Consider the following 26,157-nt stretch of genomic DNA (forward strand, 5'->3'; position numbering starts at 1 on the left):
CACCAGCCCGGAGCCAGTCCCGTTTTTGGCCAATGCGCTGCCTTACGGCCCGTCACCGTCGCTTGCTATAGTTCGGCCCTCATTTTCCGCCCAGTAAAGGATCACTGCCATGTCCGAATACCAAGCCTTTCGCGTCGAACTCGCTGACAACATCGCCCATGTGCAGATCAATCGTCCGGAAAAGATCAACGCCATGAACGCCGCGTTCTGGAGCGAGATCGTCGAGATCTTCCGTTGGATCGACGACACCGACGCGGTGCGCGTGGTGGTGCTCAGCGGCGCCGGCAAGCACTTCTCCTCGGGCATCGACCTGATGCTGCTGGCCGGGGTGGCCAACGAGCTGGGCAAGGACGTGGGGCGCAATGCGCGCTTGCTGCGACGCAAGATTCTCCAGCTGCAAGGCTCCTTCAACGCCGTGGACAACTGCCGCAAGCCAGTGCTGGCTGCAATCCAGGGTTACTGCCTGGGCGGCGCGATCGACCTGATCAGCGCCTGCGACATGCGTTACGCCGCCGAGGATGCGCAGTTCTCGATCAAGGAAATCGACATTGGCATGGCCGCGGATGTCGGCACACTGCAACGTTTGCCGCGTATCATCGGCGACGGCATGCTGCGCGAGCTGGCCTACACTGGGCGCACCTTCGGTGCCGAGGAAGCGCGCCGCATCGGCCTGGTCAACCGCACCTACAGCGATGCCGCAAGCCTGCTGGACGGGGTCATGGAGATTGCCCGGGAGATTGCCGCCAAGTCGCCGATCGCGGTCAGCGGTACCAAGGAAATGCTCAGCTACATGCGTGACCACCGGATCGATGACGGCCTGGAATACGTCGCCACCTGGAACGCCGCGATGTTGCAGTCCAACGACTTGCGTGTGGCCATTGCCGCCCACATGAGCAAACAGAAACCCGAATTTCTGGATTGATTGACGATGATTGAACGCTGGACCACCGCAGTACTCGACACCGACCTTCCTGGCGGCTGGGCCGTGGCCCGCGGCCCGGAAGGCTTTCTTTATGACGACAACGGCGCGCTGTTCCCGCGGCACTGGCTCAAGGGCCAGGACCTGCCGCTGCTGGCGGAACACGGCATCGGCCACCTCGATGGCGAGCCGGTGTACCTGCTGGAGCTCAGTGGCCGCGCCGAGGTGCCGGGCTGCGGCTGGAAAAGCCTGCGAGCCTTCATGCTGGAAGGCGACCACACCCTGTACAAGGTCCTGGGCTATGCTGCGCAGATCGGCACCTGGGCTCGCGAGCATCGTTTCTGCGGCAGTTGCGGGCGGCCCAAGGTGCAGGTCCCCGGGGAGCGGGCGATGTATTGCCAGCCCTGCGATCTGCGGGCTTATCCGCGCATTTCACCGAGCATGATCGTGCTGATCACCCGCGGCGACGAGATTCTCCTGGCTCGCTCGCCACGCTTCGTCACCGGGGTCTACAGCACCCTGGCGGGCTTTGCCGAGCCCGGCGAGTCGGCGGAGGACTGCCTGATCCGCGAGGTGCGCGAAGAGGTGAGCATCGAGGTCAGGAACATCCAGTACGTGGGCAGCCAGTGCTGGCCGTTCCCGCATTCGATGATGCTGGGGTTTCACGCCGAATACGCTGGCGGCGACATCATCCCCCAGGAAGATGAGATCGAGGACGCCCAGTGGTTCAACGTCCATGCGTTGCCGCCGTTACCGGCCTCGCGCTCGATTGCCCGCTACCTGATCGACCTCTATGTGGCGCGTCGCCTAGGCCACGCTGAACCAGTGCTGCCAGGCTAGGCGCACGGTCAGCCCGAGGACCACGGTGATGAACACCGGGCGAATGAACTTGGCACCACCGCTGATCGCGGTGCGTGCCCCGAAGAAGGCCCCGACCATCACCGACAGGCCCATGCACAGGCCGATGATCCAGTCCACTTGCCCGGAAAACACGAACACCGACAGCGCCGCAATGTTGCTGACGAAGTTCATGCTGCGGGCCACGCCGCTGGCCTTGACCAGGTCGATGGGGTAGAGCAGCAGGCTGCTCACGGTCCAGAACGCCCCGGTGCCGGGCCCGGCCACGCCGTCATAGAAGCCCAGGCTGAAGCCCTGGCTCGATTGCCACTTCTTCTTGATCGGTGCGTCGCTGTCCAGCGGCGCCTTGGGCGTGCCGCCGAACAGCAGGTACAGGCCGCAGGCGAAGACGATCACTGGCAGCATCTTGTTCAGCCACTCGGCCGGCAGGTAATGGGCGACGATGGCCCCGGTCAGCGCGCCGACCAGGGTGCCGACAATGGCGTGCACCCACTGCCGGGGGTGGAACAGCTTGCGCCGATAGAAGGTGAAGCTCGCGGTCGCTGAACCGAACGTCGAACTGAGCTTGTTGGTGCCCAGCACCAGGTGCGGCGGCAAGCCCGCGGTGAGCAGGGCGGGCGTGGTCAGCAGGCCACCACCGCCGGCAATGGCGTCGATGAAGCCGGCGATGAAGGCCACAAGGGCGAGAATGGCGAGGGTGGTCAGGTCTACGCTGAGTTCGAAGGGCATGGGCTCGGCTTATTTCGGCGAGAAGCGCAAAGGGGGCTGCGCGAAAGTCCGCCATCTTAAAGCTGCAAGCCGTCAGCTCCAAGCACCAAGTGGCAGAGCACGGCGGCGATGGAAAATATCGCCGCCAGCGCCGAAGCCTGCTTGCCGCTTGCTACTTGCTGCTGCTCTTCTTCGGGCCGTTGCCGATCTGCCAGACAAAGGGCGGCTCGTTGCCGTTGATCTGCCAGTCGCCGACGATCCGCGCCTTGTAGATCACCGGGTTGTGCGAGGACACGGTGCGCGCATTGCGCCAGTGCCGGTCCAGGGCCTTGCCCTGGCGAATGTCCGAGGCGCCCAGGGCATTGAACAGTTCGCTGGTGGCGCGCTGGATCAGTTCGGTGACCACCACCTGGGCGGTGGCCGATTCGATTTCCGCCGCCACGTTGGCCTCGCGTTCCTCGTCCGGGTTGCCGGCAAAGCGTGCCAGGTAAGCCCGTTGCGCCGGTGCCGAGGCGCGCAGGGCGGCGGCTTCGGCGGCGTAGACCAGGGCCGCGATCTCGCCGACCACCTGCTGCACCTGGGCGTCGGCGCTGACCTGAGGGGCGTTGCCGTGGCTGTAGATGCGCTTGCGCAGCCGCACTTCATGGGCCACGTCACGCAGCGCTGCGCGGCCGATACCGGCCAGCGTGGCCAGCAGCACCAGTTGGTAGAAGGCGGTCTGGTATTTGAAGCGGGTGGCGAAGTCGATGATGTTCTCGGGGTCCACCTCGGCGTCCTGGAAACGTGACGTGCCGCTGCCGGTGGTGCGCTGGCCGAAGCCGTCCCAGTCGTCGCTCTGCTGGATGCCCGGCTGGCGGGTGCGCACCGCGGCGATCACATCGCCGCCGGTGTCCGTGCGCTGGGCGTAGACATCGATCCAGTCGGAGAAAATGCTTCCGGTGCTGTAGAACTTTTCGCCGTTGAGGCGCCATTTTTCGCCCGCCGGGGAAACCTTGGTGATGACCTGGCCGATCTCCACGGCACCGATTTCGGTCCAGGCGCAGCCGACGATGTCGCCCTCGACAAAGCGTTTGAACCACAGGTCCCGCGCCGGCCCGGGCGTGGCGTTGAGCCGGTCCTCGACAAAGGCAAAGTGCCCGCGCAATGCCTGGGGCACATTGGCATCAGCCTCGGCCAACTCGATCAGCAGCTGGAACAGCTGGGGCAGGGAAGCACCACCGCCGCCGTACTCCAGCGGCACCCGTACCGCGCCGAAGCCGGACTCCTTGAGCCATTGGATCGGCTCATAGGGCAGGCTGCGCTGCTGTTCACGCTGCACCGCGCCGCTGGCGATGCGCTGGAAGATCGGGCGAAAGCCCGCGGCCAGGGTCTCGTAGTCGACCCCCACGGACAGCGGATTGATTACCTGGTGTTCAGTCATGGTCTAGCTCCTGGGTTCGGCAGAACAAGCGCTGCATGGCCGAAGCCGATTGCACACTTCATGCCGAAGGCAAAGGTGCCGATTTGCCTGGGCCCAGCCGCAAGCGGCCCTTCGACAGCTGTTGCCCTGGCAACAGTTGATCAACAAAACCGCCCATTTCTCTGCCCCGGCCAGCCGCTGCAGCGGCGGCTGCAGGCTACGACCGGCGGCGCCGCAGTCAAGGCCGCGCAAGGCTTTCACGCCCCCGGCCAGCGCCCCCGCGAGCGCTGGCACGCTTGCTGCTCTATTGCCGTTACCTTCCCAAGTCCCGAGGACCGAACCATGAGTCAGCAAGCCGTGAAATTTGCCTACTGGGTGCCCAACGTCAGCGGTGGGCTGGTGGTGAGCAAGATCGAGCAACGCACCCACTGGGGCATCGACTACAACCGTAAGCTGGCGCAGATCGCCGAGCAGGCCGGTTTCGAATACGCCTTGACCCAGATCCGCTTCACCGCCGGCTACGGCGCCGAATACCAGCACGAGTCAGTGGCTTTCAGCCACGCGCTGCTGGCCGCCACCGACAAGCTCAAGGTGATCGCCGCGATCCTCCCCGGGCCCTGGCAGCCGGCGCTGGCGGCCAAGCAGCTGGCCACCATCGATCAGCTGACCAACGGCCGGATCGCGGTGAACATCGTCAGCGGCTGGTTCAAGGGCGAGTTCCAGGCGATTGGCGAGCACTGGCTGGAGCACGACGAGCGCTATCGCCGGTCCGAAGAGTTCATTCGTTCCTTGCGCGGCATCTGGAGCCAGGATTCCTTCACGTTCAGGGGCGACTTCTACCGTTTCGACAACTACAGCCTCAAGCCCAAGCCCCTGGGCCATCCGGAAATCTTCCAGGGGGGCAGCTCGCGGGCCGCGCGGGACATGGCCGCGCGGGTTTCGGACTGGTATTTCACCAATGGCAACAGCGTCGAGGGGATCAAGGCCCAGGTCGACGACATCCGCGCCAAGGCCGCGGCCAACCAGCACTCGGTGAAGATCGGAGTCAACGCCTTCGTGATCGCCCGGGATACCGAACAGGAAGCGCAGGCGGTGTTGCAGGCGATCATCGACCAGGCCGACCCCGAGGCGGTGAATGCCTTCGGCGACGCTGCGAAGCAGGCGGGCAAGGCTTCGCCCGAAGGCGAGGGTAACTGGGCCAAGTCGAGCTTCGAGGACCTGGTGCAGTACAACGACGGTTTCAAGACCAACCTGATTGGCACACCGCAGCAGATAGCCCAGCGCATCGTCGCCTTGAAGGCGGTGGGCGTGGACCTGGTGCTGGCGGGGTTCCTGCATTTTCAGGAGGAAGTGGAGTATTTCGGCAAGCGCGTCCTGCCGCTGGTGCGCGAGCTGGAGGCCCAGGCACTGCTCAAGCAACAAGAAGCCGCCGCCTGATCCGGCGGCCTTGAACCGTGCGCCCGGTTGGCTGACGCCTTCGCTGGCCGGCCAGCGAAGGTCAGGGGAGGGGCGCTGGCTGGGGGGTTACAGGCCCAGTTCACTGAGGCCCGGGTGATCGTCGGGGCGCCGGCCCAGGGGCCAGTGGAACTTGCGTTCGCTGGCCTTGATCGGCAGGTCATTGATGCAGGCGAAGCGCCGGGCCATCAGGCCTTGTTCGTCGAATTCCCAGTTCTCGTTGCCGTAGGAACGGAACCAGTTGCCCGAGTCGTCGCGCCATTCATAGGCGTAGCGCACGGCAATGCGGTTGTCGGTAAAGGCCCAGAGCTCCTTGATCAGGCGGTATTCCAGCTCTTTGGCCCATTTGCGGCTGAGGAAGGCCTTGGCTTGCTCGCGGTTGTGGGCGAACTCGGCGCGGTTGCGCCATTGGGTATCCAGGGTATAGGCCAGGGCCACGCGTTCCGGATCGCGGGAGTTCCAGCCGTCTTCGGCCAAGCGGATCTTTTCAATGGCCGATTCGCGGGTGAACGGCGGCAGGGGCGGGCGCGGTTGAGGGGTAGATGACATGACCGGTCTCCAAGCTAAGTTGCTGTTCAGACAAACGAGTTGCTCCGGGTCTGCGTTATCAGAGGCCCAATAACTGGCGTGCGATGCACTGCGCATTATCAGCGGCCCGCTGATTGCCCATGACCAGGGCAACGGTGATGGCGCCATCGATCAGGATCAGCAGTTGCGCTGCCAGTTCCTGCGGATGTTGCGCGCCATGTTCCTGGCAAAGCTCGGCCACGTAGTCGAGCAGGTTCTGTTTGTGCCGTTTTGCCACTTGGCGCACCGGGTCTTGTGCATCGCCGGTCTCGCCGCTGGTGTTGATGAAGGCGCAGCCGCGAAAGCCCGGGGAGCCGAACCATTCCTTGAGCACGTCGAACAGGGCCAGCAGGCGCAGGGCCGGGGTGGCGGCCTGGTTCACCGCGCTTTTGTACCACTGCATCCAGCGCTGGTCGCGGCGCTCCAGCGCGGCCACCACCAAGTCGTCCTTGTTGGTGAAATAGCGATAGACGCTCTTGCGCGAGACGCCGGCGGTTTTCACCAGAAGGTCCATGCCGGTGGCGGCAATGCCGTTCTTGTAGATCAGTTTCTCGGCGACATCGAGGATGATGTCGCGAGTTTCGCAAGCAGTGATTTCATTCATGTTGCGCACAGTAGAACGATCGTTCTCCTTGGTCAAATGCTTTTTCTTTTTTTCATCGATGTTCTCCTGGCGATGTAGAAACTGGCTTGCCCGCGAAGGCGTCAGCGGGTCTTGTGCAGCATCCGAGGGCTCCTTCGCCGTACAGGGCGAGGGAATGGCCTTGTACATGTCTGGCAGGGGACTCAGCCTGTTGCATGGTGTAAGCTCTTGCGCTCTTTGGATTTGAGCCACTGCGAGCCCTATGCCGTCGCTTTTCAAACGTTCCCTGCTGCCCAAGCTGCGCAGCTTTCCGCTGGCTGCCGAGGCCTTCACCACGCTCACCGGTGCTGCACAATTTCGTTGCACGCTGCTGGAGCAAATCGCCCAGGCCCGACGGCGCATCTATATCGTCGCGCTGTACCTGCAACAGGACGAAGCCGGCCAGGAAATCCTCGATGCCCTGCACGCCGCCAAGGCCGCCCGCCCAGAGCTGGAAGTGGTGGTTGTGGTGGACTGGCTGCGGGCCCAGCGCGGCCTGATCGGTGCCGGCAAGCAGCCGGGCAACTCGGCCTGGTACCAGCAGATGACCCGCACCCATGCCAGCGAAGTGCCGATCTACGGCGTGCCGGTGCAGACCCGGGAGCTGTTCGGGGTGCTGCACCTCAAGGGTTTCATCATCGATGATTGCGTGCTCTACAGCGGCGCCAGCCTGAACAACGTGTACCTGCACAAGTTCGACAAGTACCGCTTCGACCGTTACCACCTGCTGCACAACCCCGCCCTGGCCGACTCCATGCACCATCTGGTGCAGCACGGCCTGGTGGAGTCGCGGGCGGTCCACCGTCTGGACCTGCCGAACCTGCCGACCACGCGCAGCCTGCGCAACGATATCGGTGATTTGCGCAGCCGCCTCAAGCACGCGACCTACGACACCGCCGCCGGTGGCCTGGACAAGAGCGGGCTCACGGTCAGCCCGCTGCTCGGGGTCGGCAAGGGCAACCCGCTGAACCGGGTGATTTGCGAGCTGATTGCCGGTGCCCAGCGCCAGCTGACCATCTGCACCCCGTATTTCAACCTGCCGCTGCCGGTGACCCGGGAAATCAACCGGGCCCTGGAGCGCGGGGTGAAGATCGACATCATCGTCGGCGACAAGACCGCCAACGACTTCTATATCCCGCCCAGCGAGCCGTTCAAGGTCATCGCGGCGCTGCCTTATCTGTACGAGATCAGCCTGCGACGCTTCGCCAAGCGGCATCAGAAAGTGATCGACAGTGGCCAGTTGAACCTGCACCTGTGGCGTGACGGCGACAACACCTACCACCTCAAGGGCATGTGGGTCGATGAGCGCTACACCTTGCTCACCGGCAACAACCTCAATCCGCGAGCGTTTCGCCTGGACCTGGAAAACGCCCTGTTGCTGGATGACCCCAAGGGCGAATTGCTGGAGGCGCGCGGCGCCGAGCAGGCGCAGATCTATCGCCACACAACGCGCATCGAGCATTTCCAGTACCTGGACAGCCTGGTGGACTACCCCGAGGCCGTGGGCAAGTTTCTGCGCCGGGTCAGCCGTGTGCGCATCGAGCGCTTGCTCTACCGCATGCTGTAGCTTGTCGCCACCGCCGAGCCTGCGCAACGCTGCGCAGGACCTTCAGCGGTCTCAAGAACGGCGCATCCTGCGGGCCGTTCGCAGCCTGCGGCAGCGGCTACAGGGATCGGGGTTGTGGCCAGATGGCGATCAGCACCAGCAGGATCGCCGCCAACAGGTAGGGCAGGCGCGGCTCGACGGCGTAGCTCAGGCTACCGGCCAGCGGCCCGATGACCACGCCCAGGCCCTGGGCCGCGCCGATGCTGCCAGCGGTCGCGCCCTGTTCCGAGGCCTCCACGGCATTCGCCGCCAGGGCCGAGAACGACGGAAACACCCCGCCCATGCCCGCCGCCGAAACAAAGAACGCCAGCCACAGGCCCCAGGCACTGTCCACCAGCATGCTGCCGGCATACCCCAGCGCCGACAGCAGCGCGCCGTAGCGGATCATCCGCAATGGCGGCCATTCCAGCTTGCGCACCACCAGCTGCGCGCAGATCAACGCCACGCCGACCATGGCCAGGGCCACCCCGGCGGTCTGCGCCGCATCGGCCGGGCTCATGTGCAGTCGATCCAGGGCATAGAAGCTGACGGTGATCTGGGCGATGGACACGCACAGCATGGCGACAAAGGCCACGGTCATCGGCCGCAGCAGCCGTGGGTCATTCAACCGGACCCGGGTCGGTGCATGCTTGAGGTGCAGTTCCTGGCGCGGCAGCTTGTAGCGCAGCACCAGGAGCGCCAGCAACGGCAACACCGCCATGGCGTAGAACGGCAGGCTCAGGCTGTAGCGCGCCAGCAGCGCGGCGACTGCCGGGCCGACCACCAGGCCCACGGCGTTGGCCGCGCCGAGGGTGGCCATGGCCCGGGCACGATGCTCGGGTTCGACGTTGTCGGCGATCAGGGCGAAGCCGCCCACCGGAATCGCCGCGTAGAAGGCACCGATCAGGCCGCGCCCGAGCATCAGGCCGACAAAGGCCATGGCGACGCTGGGCAGGCTTTGCAGCGACAGGTCGATGAACAGGCATAGGCCCCAGTAGGCGAGGGTGAAGCCGGCGGTGCCCAGCAGCAGTATCCGGCGCCGGCCAAAGCGGTCGCTGGCCTGGCCCCAGGGGCGCGCCAGGAGCATCCAGATCACTCCGGAAACGGTCACCGCGGCGCCGGCATGCCAGGTCTCCAGGCGCAGCGCCCGGGAGATTGGGCCGATCAGCGAGACGAACGCCATCATCGACATGGTGCAGGCCATGTAGGCGGCCATCAGCGGCAGCAGTGAGAAGGGGGTAGCGGTCAGTGGCGGGCTGGTGGCCGTGGAGCGGGACATGCAGGGTCTTCCATGAAAACGATGGGCCGTGAACGTTAACGGGATAACGCGTCACCGCCCAGCCTTATCTGCATCGGTGATGATGCCGTTGGCGCGGGCTGGCTGGCGAAGAGGGCCTTGAGGCGGGTGTTGAACTCAAGGTCGCCTTCGCTGGCAAGCCAAGCTCCTGCAAGGGCGGCGCGGGGCGACCGGTGTAGGAGCCTGGGCGTCGGGCTCAGTTCAGGCCCAGTTTGCCGCGCAGGGTCGAGAGGTCTTCGGCCAGGGTGTTGACCGGGCCCACCAGGGCCTTGCGGTCGTTGTCCTTGACCTTGTCGTAGGTCATGAAGCCGCCGTCGGCGGTTTTGTACTTGGCGAGGATGCTGTTCACCGTGGCGAAGTTCTTGTCCACCTTGGCGACAAACGCCTTGTCCTGTTTCTCGATCTGGCCGCGGAACAGGTCGACGATTTTCTTCGCGCCGTCGATGTTGCCCTGGAAGTCGTAGAGGTCGGTGTGGCTGTAGCGGTCTTCCTCGCCGGAGATCTTGGTCGCGGCCACTTCTTCCAGCAGCGCGGCGGCGCCTCCCACGACTTTTTCCGGCGGGAAGGTCAGGCCGGCAACGCGGGTCTGCAGGTCCTTGACGTCCTTGTTCAGGCGCTCGGCCAGCTCACCCAGGCCTGTGGTGCTGTTTTCCGAGAACAGCGAGTATTCCAGGCGGTGGAAGCCGGTGAAGTCTTCGGCCTTGACACCTTGCTCGTGGTCGTTGACCCGCGAGTCGATGGACGCGTCGAGGTCGCTGAAGAGTTCAGCGATCGGTTCGATCGACTCGTAGTAGACCCGGGTCGGCGCGTAGAGCTTCCTGGCGGTGGCCAGGTCGCCCTGTTTCACCGCGTCGGTGAACTGCTGGGTATGGCTGGCCAGTTCGTCAAGCTGTTCGGTGACGTAGATCTTGTAGTCGGAGATCGGCCCCACCAGTTCCAGGGGCGCGGTGGCGGCGAACGCCGACAGTGGAGCGTGGAGCAGGCCAAGGGTCAGCAACACAGCGAGAGGCGACTTTTTCATGGGGCGTTTCCGTGGGGGTTGTTGTGTGGGGGTCAAGCCGTGGTTTTCGTTCGGGTGGCGGCAAGCAGCGAGCGGCCGATGAAATCTTCTGCGCCGGTGACCCCCGGCAAGGTGAAGAAGTAACCGCCGCCAGTGGGCTTGAGGTATTCCTCCAGGGGTTCGCCGTTGAGGCGGGTCTGTACCGCGATGAAGCCTTTTTCCAGGTCGGCCTGGTAGCAGATGAACAGCAAGCCCATGTCCAGCTGGCCGTTCTTGTTGACGCCGTTGGAGTAGTTGAACGGCCGGCGCAGGATCAGGTTCTGCTGGCTCTGGGCAGTGCGCGGGTTGGCCAGGCGGATGTGGGCGTCGAGCTTGGTCAGCTTGCCGTGGGGGTCCTTGCTGTAGTCGGGAACCTGGGTTTCCTTCTGGCCATCCATGGGCGCGCCGCTGGTCTTGACCCGGCCGATGATGCTCTGCTGCTCTTGCAGTGGGGTGCGGTCCCAGCGTTCGACGAAGTTGCGGATGATCCGCACCGCCTGGTAGCTGCCGTGCGCCGCCCAGGCCGGTTCGTCGCTGCCGGGCTGGACCCAGACGATCTGCTGCATGGCTTTCTGGTCATTGGAGTCGGGGTTGGCCGAACCATCGCGAAAGCCCAGGAAGTTGCGCGCGCTCTGCGCCGGTTCGCCGGGCTTGGCCGGGGCCTGGGGTGGTACGCTGCCTTCCTGTTTCCAGCGCACCAGCAGCAGGTCGGGCAGGTTCTTCACGATGTCGCGCAGGGCGTGGATGTTGGTGTCGGCGGTGTTGGCGCAGAATTGCAGGCTCAGGTCGCCGTGGCAGCAGGCAGGCTCCAGGGCGTCATTGGGGAAACCCACCATGCGCATCAGGCGCTTGGGCTTGGCGGCGGCCAGGCCGAAGCGTTCGTCGAACAACGATTCGCCCACCGAGACGGTGATGGTCAGGTTGTCCGGGGTCACCACCGGGCCGAGGATGCCGGAGTCCAGCGGCGGCAGTTTCGGGTCGACCTGGGTGACCGGGCCGCCACTCATGAGAAAGGCGATGCGCTCGTTGAGGGTGCGGAACAGCCGCTCCAGGTCGTCGCGGTCGCTGGCCAGCACATCGAAGGACACCAGCATGCCCGAGGTCGGGCGCGGGGTGACGATGCCGCTCTGGTGCTGGCCGTGGAAGTCGTGACGGTCCTGAGTCTTGTCGCTGCTCGGGGCCTCGGTGACCTGGGCCGGAGCGGCGGCCATGGCCGGACCGCCCAGGCTGCTGCCGGCCAGCGCCACGCCGGCGGCGCCCATGCCCAGCAGCACGCGCCGGCGTTGGGCGCTGAAAGACGGATTGGATTGATCTGAATCGTTCATGGAAGGCTCGTCGGGTTACAGGCCGGAAAGGCCGAGTGCGGGATCAATACCGTCGAGGGCGTCGGCCAGGGCCTTGGCCTTGTCGGCGATTTCTGTGCGTTGTTCGGCGCTGACCTTGTCGTAGCTCACATAGCCGAAGCCGTCGCGCAGGCTGTCCAGGCGCGCCGCCAGGGCCTGGGCCGCGCTGTCCACCTGGGGCAGCAGCGGGGCGGCGGACTTGGCCAGCAACGGCCGCAGCAGGTCGATGACCTTGCGCGTGGTTTCCAGGTTGGCGGCAAAACCGTTGAGGTCGCTGTGGCTGTAGCGTTCCTCTTCACCGCTGTTGGCCCGCTGCTCGGCCAGGCTGCGGATGTTGCGCGCCACCACGCTGACCAGCTGTTCCGGCGCCAGGGTCTGGGCCAGCAACTGTTGCTTGAGGCTGGCCACGTCGCTGGACAAGCGTTGCGCCACCGGGGCCAGGCCGCTCAGGTCGCGTTGCTCGAACAGGCCGTACTCCAGGCGATGGAAGCCGGCAAAGCCCGGGTCCTGTTCGCGTTGCTCGAAGTAGTCGGCGCGGGCATTGATGCCGTTGTCCAGCTCGGCCAGGCGCTGGGCCGCCGGGGCCAGGCGCTGATAGGCGGCGCGGGCCGGCAGGTACAGGGCCTGGGCCTGTTTCAGGTCGCCGGCTTCAACCGCTTGCTGCAAGTTGGCCACGGCCTTGATCAGGGCGCTGCCCTGGGTGCTCAGGTAGACCCGGAACTCCGACAGCGGGCCGATAAAGGCCACCATCGAGGGCCGCGCCTTGGCCTGGGCATCGGACTGTGCGGTGGGGGTCACGTGCAGGGTGCCGCGCGGGTTGCTCAACAGCCCGCAGGTAATGGCGTAGTCGCCCGGTTGCAGGTTGGCGTTGATCACCTGGCTCAGGCCCGGGGCGATGTTCTCCCGTTCCTCGACCACCAGCACGCCGTCGAGGATTTCCCATTCCACGGCGCGATCGGAGCGGTTGACGATGCGAAAGCTGGCGTGCCCGGCCGCGACGGTCAGCGCATTGGGCTCGCAGCGCTTGGGGTGGATGGTCACGGTGATCTCGCCCTGGTGGGCCTGGCGCTTGCTGGCGGCCAGTTGCGAGGCGTAGTAGAACAGCCCGCCGGCGGCGATCATCACGATCACCGAGCCGGCCACCGCCCAGCGCAAGGCGCGGGGCGGCGAGGCCTGGGGAGAGGCTTGCTGGGTCATGGGGAGCCTTACTGACTGGAAACGGAAGACGTTGAGCCGGGGGCCTTGGCGGGGGCGCCTCCGGGCAGGAAGAACAGCACCAGGGTCACCGCCAGGTACAACCCATAGGCGCCGAGGGTGCTGAGGGTGGGCGCGTCCTGGTAGCCGAACATGCCGGCCAGCACCGAGCCCAGCGGGCCGTCCATGGGCAGGCTGGCGCTGAAGTCGAAGAGCACCGTCTGCCAGTGGTTCCAGATCCCGGCTTCATGCAGGGCCTGTACCGAGTTGGCGAGGATGCCGGCGGCCACCACCAGGATGAACAGCCCGGTCCAGCGGAAGAACGCCCCGAGGTTCAGGCGCATGCTGCCGGTGTAGATCAGGAAACCGACGACGATTGCCACGCTCAGGCCGAGCAGGGCGCCGATGGGCGCGCCGGGGCCTTCGCTCTGCTGAAACACCGCCAGCAGGAAGAACACGGTTTCCAGGCCTTCCCGGGCAACGGCGAAGAACACCATGGCGATCAGCGCGATGAGCTGGTGCCGGGAGCCTGCCAGGGCGTGGTCCAGCGACTGGTGCAGGGAGTGCTTGATCGAACGCGCCACCTTGCGCATCCAGAACACCATGGAGCTGAGGATGCCCACGGCCACCAGGCCGACGATGCCTTCGAACAGCTCCTGTTGTTTCTGCGGGAACTCGGCGCTCATCAGTTCCAGGCCGCCGCCGACCAGCAGGGCCAGGGCCGCCGCCAGGAACACGCCGATCCATACGGCGGGCATCCACTGGCCACGGCCCGTCTGTTTCAGGTAGCTGGCGATGATGCCAACGATGAGCGCGGCTTCAATCCCTTCGCGCAACATGATCAGAAATGGAACGAGCATTCAGCACCGGTGGGGTCAATTTGGCTGGGAAGCAATTTGTAACATAATGATACTCATTGCCAAATGAAGATTATTGACAACGGCTGAACGTAAGCTGAACGGGATTCGTTTACCGTTGCGAACGGTTCCGGCGCCCTGAGCAACCCTGGTGGAGCCGGCTTGCCGGCAAGGGGATTCGAGAGGCATGTGGCTAAGGGCCCCGAACGGCCAGCTGCCAACCTGCGGGAAGCTGGCGCATGGACCCGGCTCAGCCGCGGTTCTGTCCGGTCAGCCGTTGCACCGCCAGGCGGCGGTAATGGGAGGGGGGCATGCCCTTGAGCGGCTGGCAGCCTGGTTCAAAGCATAGGTCGGTCGCCGGTTCGTCGCCGGCAAGCCGATTGTTCCTACGGGGAGGGGGGCGGGGTCAGGGGGCCGGGCGGTTCTTCGCCTCGATCCACTGCGCCATGTATTGGGTGCTCTTGTGATGGTGGTGGCGCAGCATGGCGCCGGTGAAGTTGTCGCGGCGCAGTTGCTCCAGGTGCTGGCGGCAGTGGTGCAGGCGCTGGATCAGCGCCGGGCCGTGGACCTGCTGGCGGTAGCGGGCTTCCAGCAGGCGGGCGCCATCGGCCTGGGCCTGGCTCCACAGCGCTTGATCCTGATACAGGCGCACCGCGGCCGCCGCCAGGGCGCTGGCGGATTCAGCCACCGCGCCCGGCCACGGCAGGTCGTCCTGGGACATGGATTCGCTGCCCACCGGGGTGGTCACGCTCGGCGTGCCGCAGAGCATGGCATCGAGCAGCTTGCCCTTGATACCAGCGCCGAAACGCAAGGGCGCCAGGCAGACCCGCGCCGCGCTCATGACCTGCAGCGCGTCTTCGGCCCAGTTCATGATGTGAAAGCCCTGGGCCGGGTTGTGCAGCGCCGCGGCCTTGGGCGGGGTGTAGGCGCCGTACAGGTGCAGTTGCGCGCCGGGCAGTTGCTGGCGGATCAGCGGCCACACGCGGTTCTTCATCCACAGCACGGCGTCCCAGTTCGGCGCGTGGCGAAAATTGCCGATGCTGAGGAAATGCGCCCGTTGCTCGAAGGGTGGGAATTCGTCCGGCAAGTGGTCCAGCATCAGTGGGCACCAGTGCAGCAGCGCCGGCGGCAGGCGGAACTGCTGCTCCAGCAGCTGGATTTCCACCTCGGAGATCATCAGGCTCAGGTCGCAGCGATAGATGGCGGCAATTTCGCGCTTGGCCAGGTCGGTCTCGGCCATGTGCTGGAACTCTTGCGCTGGTGCCTGGGCGAACAGCGGGCTGAAGTCGTCCTCGTCGGTGTCGCCCTTGAGAAAATCCTTGAGGCGCTGGTGCCGGGCATGGCGCAGGCATTGCAGGTCCGAGGTTTCCAGGACTCGCAGGGCGTTCGGGCAGTGCTGTTCCACGCGCCAGCCGAATTGCTCTTCCATCATGAACTGGTCGAACAGCACGATATCCGGCGCCAGCTCGGCGACGAAGCGGTCAAAGCTGCTGTTGTTCAGTTCGATCGGGCATTCGCGGATGCCCAGGGCGGCCAGGTCTTCCTTGTGCTCGCCCTCGTTGGCCGGGCTGCTGAAGGTCAGGTCCCAGCCCTGGTCGAGAAAGCTCTGGAGGATCTGCATCATGTGCCCGCCGGCGGCGGAGGAGCGGGGTTCGGGCCAGACGTAACCAATGATCAGGACTTTGGTTGCGGCGGTGGGACTCATGAGCGGGCATTCCTGGCAGGCGGGGGCAAAAAAAGGTCGCCATTAAACCACAGCCCGCCCGTGCCCGAGCAGGCCGCCGGCGGGGTCAGCCGAGAATGCCGCGGACCTTGTCGCGCAACTGGTCGATGGAGAAGGGCTTGCCGATCACCGCCATGCCCGCCGGCACGTCGATGGATTCGGCATAGCCGCTGGCGAACAGCACCGGCAGCTGTGGGCGCAGTTGCCGGGCACGCTCGGCCAGTTCACGGCCGTTCATGCCGGGCAGGCCGACATCGGTCATCAACAGGTCGATGGTTTGCCCCAGGTCTTCCAGCAGGTTCAGCGCGGCGTCACTGCTATCCGCCTCCAGGACGCTGAATTCGAGCTCTTCGAGAACATCGACAATCAACATGCGCACGATGGCATCGTCTTCGACGACTAAGATGGTGGAAGCGCTGGCGGGCATAGGAACTCTCTCAAGAAATGAAGGGTGCGGGGCGCTGCGACAGGCGGCCCTGTGCATCAGTAAGTGGCGGTTGGCCACAAGTTCCCGAAGCTGTACAAAAAAAAGCGGTTGTACAAGCGCCAGCAAGAATAACCGCTTCCTTTGCCCTGGGGCAGGTCAAATCGCAGTTGTGAATCCGTGGGTTATAAAAAATAGCTGCGATGGCTGAATGTGGGGCAAACTTCGTTTTTTTCACCAGCGCCAAGGTCCATCAAATGATCCGTCCGTCCTCGGTTGATGAACAGAGTTTCCGCAAGCTGCTGACCCGCAACGTCAGCCTGCCGCTAGGTGTCGGCGTGCTCAGCGCGGTTTTTTTCGTGTCCCTGATCACCTACCTGCTCTCGGTTATCCAGTGGGTGCAGCACACTGACCGGGTGATCAACAATCTCAACGAGGCGGCGCGCCTGACCATCGACCTGGAAACCGGCATGCGCGGTTTCCTGATCACCGGCGACGAGCACTTCCTGGACCCCTATGAAGTGGCCAAGCCGCGGATCGTCAGTGAATTGCGCGGCCTGCAGGAACTGGTGGCGGACAACCCGCAGCAGGTCGACCGGCTCAAGCGCCTGGAAGCCCTGCAAGTGGAATGGAACACCTTTGCCCAGGGCATGATCGAGTTGCGCCGGCAGAGTGGCGACTACCGCGCCGCGGTGCAGGCCGGACGGGGCAAGCGCCTGACTGACGAGATCCGCAAGGAATACGACGACGCGGTGAGCCTGGAGCAGCAGTTGCGCCTGGAGCGCAGCGAGAGTGTCACCCGCAGCACCCTGTTCAGCGTGGCGCTGTACCTGCTGTTCGTGGTGGGCATCAGCGGGTTGTTGGCGTACGTCGGGCGCCGTGACCTGCTGACCCTGTCCAAGAGCTACAGCGACAACCTCGAGGCCCAGCAAAAGAGTGCCCAGCGCCTGGAACAGCAGGCCTGGTTGCGCAATGGGCAGACCGAGCTGGCCGAACAGATGCTCGGCCAGCTCAGCCTGAACCTGCTGGGGCGCAATATCCTGCAGTTCTGCGCCCAGTACCTGGGGACGCCGGTGGCGGCGCTGTATGTGCGCGAGGAGCACGGCGGCCTCAAGCGCGTGGCCTCCTATGGCTTCTCTCGGGAGCAGGAAGCCCAGGATCAGTCGCTGTACGGTGACGAAGGGCTGGTGGGGCAGGCTGCGCAGCACCAGCGCCTGATCCGCCTGGACGAGGTGCCGGCGGATTATTTCAAGGTCAGTTCCGGCCTGGGCGATGGCTCGCCACGCAGCGTGCTGGTGGTGCCGACCCGTGACGATGAACGGGTCAACGGGGTAATCGAGCTGGGTTTCCTGCGCGCCCTGAGCGATCGCGACGTCGAGTTGCTGGAGCTGATCGCCGGCAATATCGGCACGTCCATCGAGGCCGCGCGCTACCGCCAGCGCCTGCAGGAAGTGCTGGCCGAAACCCAGCAGCTCAATGAAGAGCTGCAAGTGCAGCAGGAAGAGCTCAAGACCGCCAACGAAGAGTTGGAAGAGCAGTCGCGCATCCTCAAGGAATCCCAGGTGCACCTGGAAACCCAGCAGGTGGAACTGGAGCAGACCAACGAACAATTGGCCGAGCAGGCGCAGATACTGGCCGAGCAGCGCGACGCCATGGACCGCAAGAACAGCGAGCTCAACGACGCGCAGACCCAGCTCGAGGAGCGTGCCGAAGAGTTGCAGCGCTCCAGCAAGTACAAGTCCGAGTTCCTCGCCAACATGTCCCACGAGCTGCGCACGCCGCTCAACAGTTCGCTGATCCTGGCCAAGCTGCTGGCGGAAAACCCCCAGGACAACCTCAGCGCCGAGCAGGTCAAGTTCGCCGAGTCGATCTATTCCGCCGGCAATGACCTGCTGAACCTGATCAACGACATCCTGGACATTTCCAAGGTCGAGGCCGGCAAACTCGAGGTGCGCCCGGAGAGCGCCAGCGTGCCGCGCCTGGTGGATGGCCTGCGCAGCCTGTTCCAGCCGCTGACCCAGGACAAGGGCCTGCAATTCCAGGTGGAGCTGCAACCGGGAGCGCCGCAGAAGCTGTTCACCGATCGCCAGCGGGTCGAGCAGATTCTCAAGAACCTGCTGTCCAACGCGGTCAAGTTCACCGAGAAGGGCCAGGTCAGCCTGACCGTTTCCGCCCAGCCGGGGGCCGGCATTGCCTTCGCCGTGCAGGATTCGGGGATCGGCATCGCCGAGGACCAGCAGGAAAGCATTTTCGAGGCTTTCCGCCAGGCTGACGGCACCACCAACCGGCGCTATGGCGGCACCGGCCTGGGCTTGTCGATCTCGCGCGATCTGGCGACCCTGCTCGGTGGCTCCATCAGCGTCAGCAGCGAGCCGGGGCGCGGCAGCATCTTCACCCTGGTGCTGCCGGAACACTATCAAGAGGCGGCCGAGCCGCTGATCATCGCCGCAGCCCCGGCAATGCCAGCGGCCAAGCCGCAGTTGCCGAGCCCGGAACAACCGGTGGTCGAAGCCGCGGTGGCGCAGATTCCGCGTTTCGCCGATGACCGCGACAAGGCGCCGTTCAGCGGCCGCTGCATCCTGGTGGTGGAAGACGAGGCGAACTTTGCGCGCATCCTCTTCGATCTGGCCCACGAGCTGGGTTACCACTGCCTGGTGGCCCACGGCGCCGATGAGGGCTACAGCCTGGCGGAGCAGTTCATCCCCGATGCGATCCTGCTGGACATGCGCCTGCCCGATCACTCCGGCCTGACCGTGTTGCAGCGGCTCAAGGAGCTGCCGCAGACCCGGCACATTCCGGTGCACGTGATCTCGGTCGAAGACCGGGTGGAGGCGGCGATGCACATGGGCGCGGTGGGTTACGCGGTCAAGCCCACCACCCGCGAGGAGCTCAAGGATGTCTTCGCGCGCCTGGAAGCCAAGCTGACGCAGAAGGTCAAGCGCGTGCTGCTGGTGGAGGACGACGACCTGCAACGCGACAGCATCGCCCGGCTGATCGGCGACGACGACATCGAGATCACCGCCGTGGGCCTGGCCCAGGATGCCCTGGACCTGCTGCGCGAGAACGTCTACGACTGCATGATCATCGACCTCAAGCTGCCGGACATGCTCGGCAACGACCTGCTCAAGCGCATGTCCACCGAAGACATCTGTTCCTTCCCGCCGGTCATCGTCTACACCGGGCGCAACCTGACCCGCGACGAAGAGGCCGAACTGCGCAAGTACTCCCGTTCGATCATCATCAAGGGCGCGCGCTCGCCGGAGCGCCTGCTGGACGAAGTGACACTTTTTCTGCACAAAGTCGAATCCCAGCTGTCCCATGAGCGGCAGAAGATGCTCAAGACCGCCCGCAGCCGCGACAAGGTCTTCGAGGGCCGCAAGATCCTCCTGGTGGATGACGATGTGCGCAACATCTTCGCCCTGACCAGCGCCCTGGAACACAAGGGCGCGGTGGTGGTGATCGGGCGTAACGGCCATGAAGCGATTGCCAGGCTCAATGAAGTGGAAGACATCGACCTGGTGCTGATGGACGTGATGATGCCGGAGATGGACGGTTTCGAAGCCACGGTGCAGATCCGCAAGGACCCGCGCTGGCGCAAGCTGCCGATCATTGCGGTCACCGCCAAGGCCATGAAGGACGACCAGGAGCGCTGCCTGCAGGCCGGCTCCAACGACTACCTGGCCAAGCCGATCGATCTGGACCGGCTGTTTTCCCTTATCCGTGTGTGGCTACCGAAGATGGAAAGAATTTAGTGGAGCGTAATACCGAGATCGAACTGCGTTTGCTGATCGAAGCGATCTACCTGAAATACAGCTACGACTTCCGTGACTACTCCGGCGCTTCGATCAAGCGCCGGGTCAACCACGCCTTGCGCCAGTTCGAATGCAAGACCATTTCCGCGCTGCAGGAGCGGGTGCTGTACGACCCGACCGCGTTCATGCAACTGCTGCAGTTCCTGACCATTCCCGTGAGCGAGATGTTTCGCGACCCGTCGCATTTCCTGGCGATCCGCCAGGAGGTGGTACCGCTGCTCAAGACCTACCCGTCGATCAAGATCTGGATCGCCGGCTGCAGCACCGGCGAGGAGGTCTATTCCATGGCCATCCTGCTGCGCGAAGAGGGGCTGCTGGAACGCACCATCATCTACGCCACCGACATCAACCCCAGTTCCCTGGAAAAGGCCAAGCAAGGCATCTTTTCCCTGGAGAACGTGCGGGCCTACACCCATAACTATCAGCAGGCCGGCGGCCAGCGCTCGTTTGCCGACTACTACACCGCGGCCTACGACTACGCGATCTTCGACAAGAGCCTGCGAGAGAACGTGACGTTTGCCGATCACAGCCTGGCCACCGACAGCGTATTCTCCGAAACACAATTAATATCCTGTCGTAACGTATTGATTTACTTCAATAAAAAATTGCAGGATCGGGCCTTTGGGCTGTTTCATGAGTCCCTCTGCCATCGTGGTTTCCTGGTGCTGGGCAGCAAGGAAACCCTGGATTTCTCCGCTTATGGCAAGCACTTCGAGCCCTTGGTCAAACAAGAACGGATCTATCGCAAGACATGAACCAGGAGATTGTCAGCCGGGGTCCCTGGTCGCGGGTCGAGGCCGTCGTGGTGGGGGCTTCCGCCGGTGGCGTCGAGGCCTTGCTGAACCTGTTCGGCGGCTTTCCCCGGGGGTTCGGCCTGCCGGTGATCGTGGTCCTGCACTTGCCCGACGAGCGACGCAGCCAGCTGGCCGAGGTCTTCGACCGGCGCCTGGCGCTGTCGGTGAAGGAAGCCGACGACAAGGAACCGATCGTGCCCGGCACGGTGTATTTCGCCGCGCCCGGTTATCACCTGTCGGTGGAGCAGGACCGTAGCCTGTCGCTGAGCCAGGAGGAGCGACTGCATCATTCGCGTCCGGCCATCGACTACCTGTTCGAGTCCGCCGCCGATGCCTATGGCGAAAACCTTGCCGCCGTGCTGTTGACCGGGGCCAACCACGACGGAGCCCGCGGTTTGGCCGAGGTCAAGCGCCAGGGTGGCCTGACCATCGTCCAGGACCCCCGCGAGGCGCATGTCTCGACCATGCCGGAGGCGGCCCTGGCCCTGCATCAACCGGACTACATTCTCCCCTTGCGCGGCATCAGCCGTCTGCTTGTCGAGCTGGAAGGAACCCATGTTAAGTAAGATTCAAGCCAAGCTGCTGATCGTCGACGATCTGCCGGAGAACCTGCTGGCCCTGGAGGCGCTGATCAAGCGCGAGGACCGTCTGGTGTACAAGGCGCTGTCGGCCGACGAAGCCTTGTCGCTGCTGCTCCAGCATGAGTTCGCCATGGCCATCCTCGATGTGCAGATGCCCGGCATGAACGGCTTCGAACTGGCCGAGCTGATGCGCGGCACCGAGAAGACCAAGAACATCCCCATCGTCTTCGTCAGCGCTGCTGGCCGCGAGCTCAACTACGCCTTCAAGGGCTACGAGAGCGGGGCGGTGGACTTTTTGCACAAGCCGCTGGATATCCACGCGGTGAAGAGCAAGGTCAACGTGTTCGTCGACCTGTATCGCCAGAGCAAGGCGATGAAACAGCAGGTCGAGGCCCTGGAACAGAGCCGACGCGAGCAGGAGGCGCTGCTGAAAAAGCTCCAGGCCACCCAGAACGAGCTGGAGCAGGCGGTGCGCATGCGCGATGACTTCATGTCGATCGTCGCCCACGAGGTACGCACGCCGCTCAACGGCCTGATCCTGGAGACCCAACTGCGCAAGATGCACCTGGCCCGGGAGAACGCTGCGGCCTTCAGCCTGGACAAGATGCACGCCATGGTCGACCGCGATGAGCGGCAGATCAAAAGCCTGATCCGCCTGATCGAGGACATGCTGGACATCTCGCGGATTCGTACCGGCAAGCTGTCGATCCGGCCCACCCGCTTCGACCTGGCGCAACTGGTGCGCGGGCTGGTGGAAAATTTCGCCCCCCAGGTGGAGGCGGCGCAGTCGTCCCTGACGCTGCAGGCCGAGCAGCCCCTGGAAGGCCAATGGGATGAGTTCCGTATCGAGCAGGTGATTTCCAACCTGCTGACCAACGCCCTGCGCTACGGGGCCAAGAGCCCCATCGAGGTCAGGGTCTATGCTGAGGGCGGCGAGGCCTGGGTCGAGGTGCAGGACCATGGCATTGGCATCAGTGAAGACAACCAGAAACGCATTTTTCAGCAGTTCGAGCGGGTCAGCGCCAGCCATGTGGCGGCGGGGCTTGGGCTTGGGCTGTTCATTTCCGAACAGATCGTCACCGCCCACGGCGGCAGCATCAGTGTTGAAAGCCGGATCGGCGAGGGCGCGCTGTTTCGCGTCAGCCTGCCCCTGTGAGGCCTGTTGGCCGGTGAATCATTAAAAGCGTCACGCAGACGCAACCTCTGCGTGACCCAATGGTCGTAACAGCAGCAATTGGCTTAGCAAAGGTTTTCCATGAGTGAAGATGCACAAGACGTCGTACTGATCGTCGAAGATGAACCGGTGATCCTGATGCTTCTGGCCGACTACCTGTCGGGCCTGGGCTATCGGGTGCTGCAGGCCGAGAATGGCGAGCAGGCGTTCGAGATCCTGGCCAGCAAGCCGCACCTGGACGTGATGATCACCGATTACCGCCTGCCGGGCGGGATTACCGGGGTGATGATCGCCGAGCCGGCGGTGAAGCTGCGCCCCGACCTCAAGGTGATCTTCATCAGTGGCTACCCCAACGAGATCCTCGAATGCGGCAGCCCCATCACCCGCAAGGCGCCGATCCTGGCCAAGCCCTTCGACCTCAATAGCCTGCAGGAACAGATCCAGAAGCTGCTGGCTTGATCCGCGCCCTCAGTCGCGGATCATTTCCCGCACCTTGGCGGTCAGCAGGTCGAAGGTGAATGGCTTGGTGATCAGCTGCATGCCGGGCTCGAGAAAACCGCCACGGGCCGCTGCGTGCTCGGCGTAGCCGGTGATGAACAGGACTTTCAGTTGCGGGCGGATCTGCCGCCCGATCTCCGCCAGTTGCCGGCCGTTCATGCCCGGCAGCCCGACGTCGCTGATCAGCAGGTCGATGCGTTGCGCCGAGTCGAGGATCGGCATGGCGCTGCGGGCGTCGCCCGCTTCGAGAAAGGCGTAGCCCAGTTCGCCGAGCACCGCGCTGACCAGCACCCGCACGGCCGGGTCGTCCTCGACGATCAGCACGGTTTCACCGTTTTGCGCGCTGGGCGGCTGATGCGCCAGGGGCTGTTCGGCCTGTTCCAGGTCCCCGGCAAAACGCGGCAGGTACAGGCTGACTTCGGTGCCCCGGCCCAGGGTGCTGCTGAGGTTCACATGGCCACGGGACTGCTTGCTGAAGCCATAGATCATCGATAACCCGAGCCCGGTGCCCTGGCCGATGGGCTTGGTGGTGAAGAACGGGTCGAACACCCGGTTGATGATCGCCTCGGGCATGCCGCAGCCATTGTCACTGACCCGCAACAGCACGTAGTCGCCAGGCACGAGGTTGTCGTGGGCCTGGACGAACGCCGGCTCCAGGCGCTGGTTGAGGGTTTCCACCAGCAGCCGGCCGCCATTGGGCATGGCATCGCGGGCGTTGAGCACCAGGTTGAGCAGGGCGCTTTCCAGTTGGTTGGGGTCGGCTTCGGCCACCCACAGCTGCGGGTCCAGGCGCATGTCCAGCTGGATGCTTTCGCTCAGGCTGCGTTGCAGCAATTCGCCCATGGACGTCACCAGGGCATTCATCTCCACGGGCTTGGAATCCAGCGACTGGCGCCGGGAAAAGGCCAGCAGGCGGTGGGTCAGGCCGGCGGCCCGGTTGGCCGAGGTCACCCCGAGGTCGATCAGGCTGTCCAGGTCTTCGGTGCGGCCCCGGGCCAGGCGTCGGCGCAGCAGCTCCAGGCTGCCGATGATGCCGGTGAGCATGTTGTTGAAGTCGTGGGCGATACCGCCGGTGAGCTGGCCCACGGCCTCCATTTTCTGCGACTGGCGCAGCGCCTCTTCGTTGTGCCTCAACTGTGCGGTGCGCTCTTCCACCTGCTGCTCCAGGGTTTCCAGGGTGCGTTGCAGGCGCAGTTCGCTCTGGCTCAGGTCGATCAGGCGGTCGCGGGCGTCGTATTGCCGGCGCCGGCCGCGCAGGGCGGCGCTGACCAGGCTGATCAGGGTCGCCGGGTGGAACGGTCGTTCGAGAAAGCTGACGTTGCCCAGCGGGTTGCTGAAGCGCGACGCCGGGTTCTGCTCGGGGCCGCCGTGTTGGGTCAGCAGCACGATGGGCAGGTCCGACCAGGCCGGTTGCTGCTCCAGATGCCGCAGCAGGGGGGCCAGGTCGACCCCGCGCAGGGCCTCGGCGGCGATGATCGCCAGCCCGGCGCCGTGCTCCAGTTCGGCGCACAGTGCCGGCAGGTGCGGGGTGATCAGGCTGCTGAAACCGGCTTCCTTGAGCATCATCTGCGCCAGTTGGCTGTCACGGCCGTGGGGCGTGAGCAGCAGCGCTCGCTCGGAAAATTCCAGCTCGGGGCTCATGGCCCCTCGTCCCGCAGCAATGGTTTGCTCTCGCCCAGGTAGGTGGGCACGCCGCGCAAGACGCCCTGGAAGGCTTCCAGCGGTGCGCCGATGGTCAGGCCACGGCTGCTGATGCGGTACTCGCGAATGGTCGACTCGTGGCTGCCGGTGCGCTTCTTGATGATCGAGATGGCCCGGCGCACCTTGCCCAGGGCCTCGAAGTAGCGCAGCAGGACCACGGTATCGGCCAGGTAGGTGATGTCCACCGGGGCCTGCATGTCGCCCACCAGGCCGTGCTGGGCCACGGTCATGAAGGTCGCGGCGCCCTTGCGGTTGAGGTACAGCAGCAGCTCGTGCATGTGCAGCACCAGGGCGTTTTCCTCGGGCATCGCGGCCTGGTAGCCGTTGATGCTGTCGATCACCACGGTCTTGATCCGCCCCTGGTCGACGCAGCGCCGCACCCGGTAGGACAGTTCCCCCGGCGACAGCTCGGCGGCGTCCACCTGTTCGATCACCAGGTTGCCGCTGGCCTGCAGGGCCGCCAGGTCGATGCCCATGTGGCGCATGCGTTCGAACAGCAGGCCCAGTTCTTCATCGAAGATGAACAGCGCGGCCTTCTCGCCCCGGGCCACCGCGGCGGCGGCGAAGATCATCGAGATCAGCGACTTGCCGGTCCCGGCGGGGCCGAGGATCAGGGTGCTGGAACCGCTTTCGATGCCGCCGCCGAGCAACGCGTCCATCTCGCTGATGCCGCTGGTCAGCGTCAGGCGCTCGTACTGGCCACGGTGCTCGGCCGCCACCAGGCGCGGGAACACCTGCACCCCGTCGCCCATGATGGTGAAGTCATGGAAGCCGCCGCGGTACTTCTGGCCACGGTATTTCACCACGCGGATGCGCCGCCGCTCGGCGCCGTAGCTGGGGGTCAGCTCTTCCAGGCGGACCACGCCGTGGGCCACGCTGTGCACGGTCTTGTCCAGGGATTCGGTGGTCAGGTCGTCGAGCAGCAGGACGGTGGCGTCGTAGCGCACGAAGTAGTGCTTGATCGCCAGGATCTGCCGCCGGTAGCGCAGGGAGCTTTGCGCCAGCAGGCGGATTTCCGAAAGGCTGTCGAGCACCACCCGGGTCGGCTTGACCCGTTCCACCACTTCGAAGATCTGCCGCGTGGCTTCCCCCAGCTCCAGGTCCGAGGAATACAGCAGGCTCTGCTGATGCTCGGCGTTGAGCAGGCTTTCCGGCGGGATCAGCTCGAAGATATGGATGTTGTGGTCCAGCTGCCAACCATGGGACTGGGCGCCCTGGCGCAGCTCGCGCTCGGTTTCCGAGAGGGTGATGTACAGGCAGCGCTCACCGGCGGCCGCGCCGGCACGCAGGAAATGCAAGGCCACGGTGGTCTTGCCGGTGCCGGGTTCGCCTTCCAGCAGGAATACGTGGCCGCGTGACAATCCGCCAGAGAGGATGTCGTCCAGGCCTTCGACGCCAGTGGCGGCTTTTTCGCTGAGCAACGCAGATGAGGTCGACAAACAATGCCCTCGCACAATTGGTCCAGGTGATCGGCGATGGCGACGGGCGCCTTGATATCGCTGATAAGTCACTTGACCGCCTGCTACTGGCGCGGTTCAACCTTTTTGTGTGGCCGCTGCCGCGGGCTGCGAACGGCTGCGCAGGAGACGCCGCGAGCTCAGGGGCGC

Annotated in this window: 22 protein-coding genes and 1 pseudogene; 9 read left to right on the forward strand and 14 right to left on the reverse strand. The window is 64.7% G+C overall.

The features are described 5' to 3' along the window. The first annotated feature begins 109 nt into the window (after nt 1–109). A complete protein-coding gene (locus LXM55_RS02000; protein WP_233318120.1) occupies nt 110–922 on the forward strand; it encodes a crotonase/enoyl-CoA hydratase family protein in 813 nt (270 codons plus the stop codon). Nucleotides 923–928: 6 nt separating this feature from the next. Beyond that, complete coding sequence (nudC, locus tag LXM55_RS02005; RefSeq protein ID WP_233318122.1) at nt 929–1,759, forward strand: NAD(+) diphosphatase; 831 nt, start codon at nt 929–931, stop codon at nt 1,757–1,759. Here the strand turns inward: nudC and LXM55_RS02010 are convergent. Continuing rightward, nucleotides 1,727–2,506, reverse strand: a complete 780-nt coding sequence (locus LXM55_RS02010) for a TSUP family transporter (RefSeq protein ID WP_233318124.1) — start codon at nt 2,504–2,506, stop codon at nt 1,727–1,729. The two genes, nudC and LXM55_RS02010, sit on opposite strands and share 33 nt — an antisense overlap. A gap of 151 nt (nt 2,507–2,657) precedes the next feature. After that, a complete protein-coding gene (locus tag LXM55_RS02015; protein WP_233318126.1) occupies nt 2,658–3,905 on the reverse strand; it encodes an acyl-CoA dehydrogenase family protein in 1,248 nt (415 codons plus the stop codon). A 321-nt stretch (nt 3,906–4,226) separates the two neighbouring features. On the opposite strand from LXM55_RS02015, the gene sfnG reads away from it, so the two are divergent. Continuing rightward, nucleotides 4,227–5,321 (forward strand): dimethylsulfone monooxygenase SfnG, encoded by a 1,095-nt coding sequence (sfnG, locus tag LXM55_RS02020; RefSeq protein WP_233318128.1) that lies wholly within the window; start codon nt 4,227–4,229, stop codon nt 5,319–5,321. 87 nt (nt 5,322–5,408) lie between these two features. Here the strand turns inward: sfnG and LXM55_RS02025 are convergent, their stop codons facing one another. Together LXM55_RS02025 and LXM55_RS02030 are read right to left on the reverse strand one after the other, a co-directional pair. Beyond that, on the reverse strand, nt 5,409–5,888 hold the full coding sequence (locus LXM55_RS02025) for a nuclear transport factor 2 family protein (RefSeq protein ID WP_233318129.1): 480 nt from the start codon (nt 5,886–5,888) through the stop codon (nt 5,409–5,411). Nucleotides 5,889–5,946: 58 nt separating this feature from the next. After that, the gene (locus LXM55_RS02030; RefSeq protein WP_233318131.1) at nt 5,947–6,510 is read right to left on the reverse strand and encodes a TetR/AcrR family transcriptional regulator; all 564 of its coding nucleotides are present in this window, start codon (nt 6,508–6,510) and stop codon (nt 5,947–5,949) included. Nucleotides 6,511–6,751: 241 nt separating this feature from the next. On the opposite strand from LXM55_RS02030, the gene pssA reads away from it, so the two are divergent. Further along, entirely contained in the window at nt 6,752–8,095 is a 1,344-nt protein-coding gene (pssA, locus tag LXM55_RS02035) for a CDP-diacylglycerol--serine O-phosphatidyltransferase (RefSeq protein WP_233318133.1), read from the forward strand. Between the two features lie 97 nt (nt 8,096–8,192). Here pssA and LXM55_RS02040 read toward each other — a convergent pair whose 3' ends face one another. From LXM55_RS02040 to LXM55_RS02070, 8 genes and pseudogenes are all read right to left on the reverse strand, one after another. Continuing rightward, nucleotides 8,193–9,392 (reverse strand): MFS transporter, encoded by a 1,200-nt coding sequence (locus tag LXM55_RS02040; RefSeq protein ID WP_233318135.1) that lies wholly within the window; start codon nt 9,390–9,392, stop codon nt 8,193–8,195. A gap of 214 nt (nt 9,393–9,606) precedes the next feature. Beyond that, nucleotides 9,607–10,431, reverse strand: coding sequence for an iron uptake system protein EfeO (gene efeO / locus LXM55_RS02045; protein WP_233318137.1), 825 nt, complete (start codon nt 10,429–10,431; stop codon nt 9,607–9,609). A 32-nt stretch (nt 10,432–10,463) separates the two neighbouring features. Then, a complete protein-coding gene (gene efeB / locus LXM55_RS02050; RefSeq protein WP_233318139.1) occupies nt 10,464–11,774 on the reverse strand; it encodes an iron uptake transporter deferrochelatase/peroxidase subunit in 1,311 nt (436 codons plus the stop codon). A gap of 15 nt (nt 11,775–11,789) precedes the next feature. Then, the gene (gene efeO, locus LXM55_RS02055; RefSeq protein ID WP_233318141.1) at nt 11,790–12,989 is read right to left on the reverse strand and encodes an iron uptake system protein EfeO; all 1,200 of its coding nucleotides are present in this window, start codon (nt 12,987–12,989) and stop codon (nt 11,790–11,792) included. 8 nt (nt 12,990–12,997) lie between these two features. Further along, the gene (gene efeU, locus LXM55_RS02060) at nt 12,998–13,846 is read right to left on the reverse strand and encodes an iron uptake transporter permease EfeU (protein WP_233318143.1); all 849 of its coding nucleotides are present in this window, start codon (nt 13,844–13,846) and stop codon (nt 12,998–13,000) included. 247 nt (nt 13,847–14,093) lie between these two features. Next, nucleotides 14,094–14,213: pseudogene (locus tag LXM55_RS32590) on the reverse strand (AraC family transcriptional regulator); the annotation flags it as partial. 36 nt (nt 14,214–14,249) lie between these two features. Further along, nucleotides 14,250–15,548 (reverse strand): glycosyltransferase, encoded by a 1,299-nt coding sequence (locus LXM55_RS02065; protein ID WP_233318146.1) that lies wholly within the window; start codon nt 15,546–15,548, stop codon nt 14,250–14,252. A gap of 85 nt (nt 15,549–15,633) precedes the next feature. Next, the gene (locus tag LXM55_RS02070) at nt 15,634–15,993 is read right to left on the reverse strand and encodes a response regulator (protein WP_233318147.1); all 360 of its coding nucleotides are present in this window, start codon (nt 15,991–15,993) and stop codon (nt 15,634–15,636) included. Between the two features lie 200 nt (nt 15,994–16,193). Between LXM55_RS02070 and LXM55_RS02075 the strand changes: the two genes are divergently transcribed. From LXM55_RS02075 to LXM55_RS02095, 5 genes are all read left to right on the forward strand, one after another. Beyond that, entirely contained in the window at nt 16,194–19,742 is a 3,549-nt protein-coding gene (locus LXM55_RS02075) for a response regulator (RefSeq protein ID WP_442799720.1), read from the forward strand. Further along, nucleotides 19,742–20,557 carry a CheR family methyltransferase gene (locus LXM55_RS02080; RefSeq protein WP_233318151.1) on the forward strand — a complete coding sequence of 272 codons (816 nt, stop codon included), beginning with the start codon at nt 19,742–19,744 and terminating at the stop codon, nt 20,555–20,557. Before LXM55_RS02075 ends, LXM55_RS02080 begins: the two co-directional genes overlap by 1 nt. Beyond that, complete coding sequence (locus LXM55_RS02085) at nt 20,554–21,162, forward strand: chemotaxis protein CheB (RefSeq protein ID WP_233318153.1); 609 nt, start codon at nt 20,554–20,556, stop codon at nt 21,160–21,162. The genes LXM55_RS02080 and LXM55_RS02085 overlap by 4 nt, the downstream gene beginning before the upstream one ends. Next, nucleotides 21,152–22,333 (forward strand): hybrid sensor histidine kinase/response regulator, encoded by a 1,182-nt coding sequence (locus tag LXM55_RS02090; RefSeq protein ID WP_233318155.1) that lies wholly within the window; start codon nt 21,152–21,154, stop codon nt 22,331–22,333. The genes LXM55_RS02085 and LXM55_RS02090 overlap by 11 nt, the downstream gene beginning before the upstream one ends. Before the next feature lie 99 nt (nt 22,334–22,432). After that, nucleotides 22,433–22,810 (forward strand): response regulator, encoded by a 378-nt coding sequence (locus LXM55_RS02095; RefSeq protein WP_159890641.1) that lies wholly within the window; start codon nt 22,433–22,435, stop codon nt 22,808–22,810. Between the two features lie 9 nt (nt 22,811–22,819). On the opposite strand, the gene LXM55_RS02100 is transcribed toward LXM55_RS02095, so the two are convergent. Beyond that, entirely contained in the window at nt 22,820–24,490 is a 1,671-nt protein-coding gene (locus LXM55_RS02100; protein ID WP_233318157.1) for an ATP-binding protein, read from the reverse strand. Then, nucleotides 24,487–25,989 (reverse strand): ATPase domain-containing protein, encoded by a 1,503-nt coding sequence (locus tag LXM55_RS02105; protein ID WP_233318159.1) that lies wholly within the window; start codon nt 25,987–25,989, stop codon nt 24,487–24,489. Before LXM55_RS02105 ends, LXM55_RS02100 begins: the two co-directional genes overlap by 4 nt. Nucleotides 25,990–26,157: the final 168 nt, after the last annotated feature.

The sequence above is a fragment of the Pseudomonas sp. Au-Pse12 genome (assembly GCF_021341665.1).
Lineage (GTDB): Bacteria > Pseudomonadota > Gammaproteobacteria > Pseudomonadales > Pseudomonadaceae > Aquipseudomonas.

Excerpts from the sequence above, each read along its gene's own strand:
- LXM55_RS02000 (WP_233318120.1), top strand. The coding sequence starts at position 110 with ATGTCCGAATACCAAGCCTTTCGCGTCGAACTCGCTGACAACATCGCC.
- nudC (WP_233318122.1), top strand. The coding sequence starts at position 929 with ATGATTGAACGCTGGACCACCGCAGTACTCGACACCGACCTTCCTGGC.
- LXM55_RS02010 (WP_233318124.1), bottom strand. The coding sequence starts at position 2,506 with ATGCCCTTCGAACTCAGCGTAGACCTGACCACCCTCGCCATTCTCGCC.
- LXM55_RS02015 (WP_233318126.1), bottom strand. The coding sequence starts at position 3,905 with ATGACTGAACACCAGGTAATCAATCCGCTGTCCGTGGGGGTCGACTAC.
- sfnG (WP_233318128.1), top strand. The coding sequence starts at position 4,227 with ATGAGTCAGCAAGCCGTGAAATTTGCCTACTGGGTGCCCAACGTCAGC.
- LXM55_RS02025 (WP_233318129.1), bottom strand. The coding sequence starts at position 5,888 with ATGTCATCTACCCCTCAACCGCGCCCGCCCCTGCCGCCGTTCACCCGC.
- LXM55_RS02030 (WP_233318131.1), bottom strand. The coding sequence starts at position 6,510 with ATGAATGAAATCACTGCTTGCGAAACTCGCGACATCATCCTCGATGTC.
- pssA (WP_233318133.1), top strand. The coding sequence starts at position 6,752 with ATGCCGTCGCTTTTCAAACGTTCCCTGCTGCCCAAGCTGCGCAGCTTT.
- LXM55_RS02040 (WP_233318135.1), bottom strand. The coding sequence starts at position 9,392 with ATGTCCCGCTCCACGGCCACCAGCCCGCCACTGACCGCTACCCCCTTC.
- efeO (WP_233318137.1), bottom strand. The coding sequence starts at position 10,431 with ATGAAAAAGTCGCCTCTCGCTGTGTTGCTGACCCTTGGCCTGCTCCAC.
- efeB (WP_233318139.1), bottom strand. The coding sequence starts at position 11,774 with ATGAACGATTCAGATCAATCCAATCCGTCTTTCAGCGCCCAACGCCGG.
- efeO (WP_233318141.1), bottom strand. The coding sequence starts at position 12,989 with ATGACCCAGCAAGCCTCTCCCCAGGCCTCGCCGCCCCGCGCCTTGCGC.
- efeU (WP_233318143.1), bottom strand. The coding sequence starts at position 13,846 with ATGCTCGTTCCATTTCTGATCATGTTGCGCGAAGGGATTGAAGCCGCG.
- LXM55_RS02065 (WP_233318146.1), bottom strand. The coding sequence starts at position 15,548 with ATGAGTCCCACCGCCGCAACCAAAGTCCTGATCATTGGTTACGTCTGG.
- LXM55_RS02070 (WP_233318147.1), bottom strand. The coding sequence starts at position 15,993 with ATGCCCGCCAGCGCTTCCACCATCTTAGTCGTCGAAGACGATGCCATC.
- LXM55_RS02075 (WP_442799720.1), top strand. The coding sequence starts at position 16,194 with ATGGCTGAATGTGGGGCAAACTTCGTTTTTTTCACCAGCGCCAAGGTC.
- LXM55_RS02085 (WP_233318153.1), top strand. The coding sequence starts at position 20,554 with ATGAACCAGGAGATTGTCAGCCGGGGTCCCTGGTCGCGGGTCGAGGCC.
- LXM55_RS02090 (WP_233318155.1), top strand. The coding sequence starts at position 21,152 with ATGTTAAGTAAGATTCAAGCCAAGCTGCTGATCGTCGACGATCTGCCG.
- LXM55_RS02095 (WP_159890641.1), top strand. The coding sequence starts at position 22,433 with ATGAGTGAAGATGCACAAGACGTCGTACTGATCGTCGAAGATGAACCG.
- LXM55_RS02100 (WP_233318157.1), bottom strand. The coding sequence starts at position 24,490 with ATGAGCCCCGAGCTGGAATTTTCCGAGCGAGCGCTGCTGCTCACGCCC.